Source organism: Methyloglobulus morosus KoM1 (genome assembly GCF_000496735.2).
GTDB classification, from domain to species: Bacteria; Pseudomonadota; Gammaproteobacteria; order Methylococcales; family Methylomonadaceae; genus Methyloglobulus; species Methyloglobulus morosus.
The window spans coordinates 1-5,470 of sequence record NZ_AYLO01000103.1; the positions used below are offsets into that span (position 1 = coordinate 1).

Consider the following 5,470-nt stretch of genomic DNA (forward strand, 5'->3'; position numbering starts at 1 on the left):
GAGTTGAATCGCTACTAGGGCAGGATTGTTTAAGACTTATAGGTAGTTATGCGTATAGATTTTTTATTGCTTAGCAGTAGCCTATAACCGTCACTGAATATATATAAGCTTGGCATTTATATAGCATCACTCGTTCATCCCATAAGCGGTTGAACAACTAGCCCAGCCATAACAAAAACTGCAACAAAGCGTATTGTCAAAATACCGATTTTTGAATTTTTTTAAAGTAATTGAACGGTCAACTTAATTAATAGCAGCTCAACCAGAGAGCTACTGAATGGATTATTTAATGAGAGACAAACTGCTCCCACACATCATCAGTGTTTTTTTGTTCGGCCTACTCCTGGTACAAACACCTGCGGCGGTTGGGCAAGAAGCCTCCGACAATTGGCGCGTATCGCCCAGGCTTGCCAGCACCAAAAACCCAGTTGCACTGGATACGGACTCAGTAGCTTCAGGTAAAAAACTGTATTTGCGCGAATGCCTGCAATGCCATGGGGAAACGGGAAAAGGCGATGGGGCTATGGCGGCTTATATGGGCAAAAAAGTAGCAGACCTCACCAGCCCAGAGGTGTTGGCGCAGACTGATGGGGCACTTTATACCAAAATCAGGACAGGCCGTGCCCCCATGCCCGGGTTCAAGAACTCCCTTTCGAAAGAAGAAATATGGCAGTTGGTCAATTTTATCCGGGCTGATTTTGGAGCGATGAAAGACGGACTTAATGCGGGGCAGAAATTAGTCGGTACTGCCAAAACTCAAGCAAGCGATAAGGCGCACGATGACCTGTTCAAGAAATCCGAATTTCCTTCAGCCCAGGAGTGTGGCGCCTGTCACCAACAAATCTACCGGGAATGGTCAGTTTCGCGCCATGCCTTCGCCCAGATAAGCCCGACTTTCCTGGCCTACCAAGCGACTTTGGTGAAACTGACTAAAGGCACGTTAGGAGATTTCTGTGAACGCTGCCATACGGAAGTAGGCATGACAAACGGCGAGCCTATCCTAACGAGCAACAGCAATCGCTCAAAAGTCGCTATGGAAGGAATTACTTGTGTCACCTGCCATCGCGTCCTTGAAGCCTACGGCAAAAATACAGGGCGTTTACCCCTGGAACCTGGCGACATCCGAAACCCCATTTACGGGCCACGCAAAGGCGATGAACTGAAACGTATTCTCGACTCCCACGCCGATAACCCGCCCAAAACCCATCGTGAGGCACGTTTGCTGGAGCAGGTTTCTCAACCGGGATTTTGTGGCCGTTGCCATGACGTGCGCCTTGTCAATGGCATCCGGTTTGAGGATTTATTTAGTGAGTTCAAACAAACCCCTTCAGCCAAACGCGGAGAAACCTGCCAAAGCTGTCACATGGGCCCTACACCCGGTATTGCGTCAAATTACCCGCCCGCTTCAGCGGCCATTGTTCGCGGTGAATCGACACGTCCAGCCCGTCGGACTAACCACATGTTTCCGGGGCCCGACAGCTCCATAGTCCATCCTGGCATTTTCCCCATTAACCCAGAAGCCCAAGAATTTGCCAAGCCGGAGGAATGGTTAAGCTTTGACGTTGAGGCAGGCTGGGGGACAGAAAAATTTGAAAACAACGTACCCAAGGACACCAAGTTCCCTGGTATATGGGCAGACCCAGAAGAACGCAAAGCGGCGAGGGCAATCATCGACCAACAATTACAATTATTGGCCGAGAACAGGACTGCCGCCACTACCTTGATGCGTAACGGCTATGGTCTTGGGGAAGTCAAAATCCTTGAAAAAACCGACGGCCTTAAATTCGATATCGAAGTCAAGAACCTGACTGACGGGCACAGTGTACCTTCAGGGTTAATTGCCGAACGCAATGTATTTTTGCAGGTCACGGTGACCGATGCAAACGGGGCCGAACTGTTTCGCTCCGGCGATCTCGACCCCAACGGGGACGTGCGTGACACCCACTCCTTATATGTACATGATGGCAACCTACCAAGGGATGAACAGCTTTTCAACCTGCGATCCCCCATTTTAGTCGGCACAATCCACGGCGGTGAGCGAGAACAAGTCATACCAGCCAACTATTCGTTGAATCCATTGATTTTTGTGCGGCCTTCGGACACACCTTCGTTATTGTTTGGCGGTGTCCGTGACATGCGCTTGCAAAAGAAAAGTATCGAAGCCAAGGGAAACCGTTGGGCAACTTATAACGTCGACCCTAAATTCCTGACAGGTAGGACACCTTACCGCTTGAACATCAAGCTTGTGGCAGGCCAGCTTCCGCCGCATTTAATCAACGCCATTTCGGGTGCAGGTTTTGAGTATGGACTTAGCGCGCGTTCTATCGGCGATAAGCTGGTTGACCTTTACCGTGTATTGTGGGAACGAAATGTTGTCATCGATTAAGCCCAACATTACGCCGTATCTGGAAACGCTACGTTGGGTAGTTGTTTCCGCACTCTTTGTTTGCCCGTTTGTAAAGGCGGATGAGAGCACAACGGCCAGTACAGCAAACATCGAGAACCACGCTGAAAAAACAGCAATACCGGAAGGCCGTGCAGCAGTCAATTTCTATCACGACAAATCGATATCCGCAGATGATAAAGAAAAACTGCGATTACCCAGCAAGGCCGTGCCTTATCCCGTTGCGCCCGTTGAGCGTCCCAGGCCGCTTTTGGAAATCGGAGACCCTTTCCTTGGAAACGGACCCATCCGCCCAGGAATCAAGTCACCAACAGGTGAAATGCTGCAGCCCTGGTTTTTGTTGTACGGCACATTCCGCAGTGCTTTCCAAAATTTCGACAATGGCAACCGAAATACCGTTGAATGGGTCAATCGGTTGGACTTGAACGGTAACTTGAATTTTTCTGGGACAGAGCGACTACTCTTTTCCATGCGTCCGCTAGACAGCCAGTCCGGTAGATATACGGGCTACAACTCCATACACAACAATGATGGCTGGCAGGAAGATTTCAACGCCAATTTAACCAAACTCTATTTTGAAGGCGATATAGGGGAGATTTTTCCAGGCTTGGACCCGACGGATTCCCACACCTATGACATCGGTTTTTCAATTGGTCGCCAACGCTTGCAATTGCAGGATGGGATACTCGCAAACGACATCGTCGATATGGTTGGCATCACCCGTAACTCCCTGGCATTCGACGGCCTATCAAACCTGCGCATTACGGGCTTGTATGGCTGGAACAACATCAATCGCGGCAACAATACCCTGACCAACAACAACCACGAACACTCCGCAAACTTGTTCGGCTTGGAAGCCGAAGCCGATACCGCCTTGAACAACACGCTATCCTTAGACCTGCTTTATGTTAACGACAATCAAGACAAGAATGCTTGGTATGTGGGCGCCGCTTCGACCCAGCGCTTTGGCTGGCTGAACTCGACGTTTCGCGTCAACGCATCCATACCCGAGGGCAAGGGCTCACCAACGGTGGGGGGCGGCGTACTGTTGTTGTCGCAACTGTCCACTACCTTGCCCGGTTCCGACAACCTCGTTTATTTCAATACCTTTTGGGACATCGGTCGGTTCACCTCGGCGGCGCGCAGCCCGGACCAAGGTGGCCCACTGGCGAATCTCGGCATTTTGTATGGGCCTGTGGGCATGGGACGATACGGCGTGCCCCTCGGCAAGGCCATCAACAACACCGTCGGAACAGCTATCGGTTATCAGATGTTTCTCGATGGGATAGACAGCCAGCTTATCTTTGAAATCGGCGGGCGCACCAGTACCCAACGCGATAAGGACGAAAGTGCCATAGGTTTTGGCGCCCGTTATCAACACACATTGGGGACACACCACGTCCTGCGCCTGGATTCCTTTGTGGCTGACCAGGAAAGTACGGGAGTCAATTATGGCGTGCGGACAGAGTGGATGTTTACGTTCTGAAGCTAAAGCAATAGGATTCCTTTGAAAGGCGAGACAGTTATTATCATTGAGGAAAATATCATGGGCGAATCAAATTACCGAACTGGGCTTGACCGGCGTTCAAGTGCGTATCTGCAGCGGGAAAAATATCGACGGTTCAGCAATATTTCCACCAGCGAAAGGATCCTGAATACGTGCTTGTTGCTGGCGATAGGCATCGGGTATTTAGTTGCCTTAACCAATATTTACTACACGCAACAGGGTCTCGACGGCAAGCCGGGCTTGTCCGTGAAGGACGTGATGGTCAATTACCATGGCTCACCCGACCAAACCCGTTTGGGCACGGCCATCAAGGGGGTGATGGAAGGCAACCTGAAATATAAAAGCGACAGGGAGGTCATCTTAAAATGGATCCAAAGCGGTGCCCTGGAACCCGAATATCTCGACCACATAGCCCCTATCTTGAACCGTGACTGTGTCGCGTGCCATTCGCCCGCCGCCAATCCCTCCCTGCCCGACCTGACCAATTACCCAGGCGTGTCGCAAGTCGCCCGGGCCGGTGGCGCAACCTTGCCGTTCCTAATCCGGGTGTCGCACATCCATTTATTCGGCATCGCCTTTATTTTATTTTTCGTAGGCAAGATATTTATCCTTTGCGACATGAACATCCTCGTCAAAAGGGTTGTGGTAATAATCCCGTTTGCCGCCATGCTAATGGATGTGCTTTCGTGGTTTATCACCAAATCCATCCCGTCGTTTGCTTATGTCGTGGTCGTCAGCGGCGGGTTGATGGGGGTATCTATGGGGATGCAAATCGTCCTTAGCGTTTACCAGATGTGGTTTTATCCCCAAAGCCAACCATCGACAGAAAGTGCGCCCGCTATTGTCAAGCCTCCTATCAAAGAAGAACAACAGGCCGATACCCAAAAAATTATCCTGGCAAGCGATTTGGGATTTAATTTCGTCAGTAATGACGATTTTGTCGACAATCCCGCCTGTCAGAGTAATCGTAGACAGGGAGACATGAAACACTTCAGCATATCGAAATTAATAGCTAGCCTCCAAACCAAAAACTATTCTTAGGACACAGAAAAACAAAATTTATATTTTATGCGTGCAAATCTCTTGTAATAAAAATTGAATACCATAATTCCTTAAAAAGCACTTATCAAACGGATTCGTTTAAATCCGCGCATCAAGCTGCAAACAAGGGTGATTATGATATACAACAATCTATCTGGCCGTTTTCAAGGCAAGTTATGCCAAATTTGTTTTCTGATAATCCTTGCCTTAACTGGCTGCGCCACCCATACAGCAAAAGAATCGACTTGGCCAGAAGACCTACCTCCACGCGCTTACTTTTTGGATCGATACCAGAACGATTTGACCAATATAAATCGTCAACATCTGGATGAATACCTAACCTGGATCACTCGTTTTTATCAGGGTTGGGAAATGTATCCCAATGGCTGGAACAGGATGACCCAGGAGATATTGCAACAAAATAAATATCGCCCAACAAGAAACACTATCAAGCTGAAACTGGACCACTTAGGTTTATTGATTTCCGGCGAGTGGGCGAAGAATAACCAGACACGCCT

At 49.3% G+C, this 5,470-nt stretch carries 3 protein-coding genes and 1 pseudogene; all 4 read left to right on the plus strand.

Annotated elements, in window-relative coordinates; all coding sequences use genetic code 11:
- The first annotated feature begins 289 nt into the window (after positions 1-289).
- On the plus strand, positions 290-2,386 hold the full coding sequence (locus MGMO_RS13505; RefSeq protein WP_036308105.1) for a c-type cytochrome: 2,097 nt from the start codon (positions 290-292) through the stop codon (positions 2,384-2,386).
- Entirely contained in the window at positions 2,370-3,890 is a 1,521-nt protein-coding gene (locus MGMO_RS13510) for a hypothetical protein (RefSeq protein ID WP_023495615.1), read from the plus strand. Before MGMO_RS13505 ends, MGMO_RS13510 begins: the two co-directional genes overlap by 17 nt.
- Before the next feature lie 60 nt (positions 3,891-3,950).
- Positions 3,951-4,952, plus strand: coding sequence for a hypothetical protein (locus MGMO_RS13515; RefSeq protein ID WP_023495616.1), 1,002 nt, complete (start codon positions 3,951-3,953; stop codon positions 4,950-4,952).
- A gap of 135 nt (positions 4,953-5,087) precedes the next feature.
- Positions 5,088-5,470: pseudogene (locus MGMO_RS13520) on the plus strand (hypothetical protein); the annotation flags it as partial.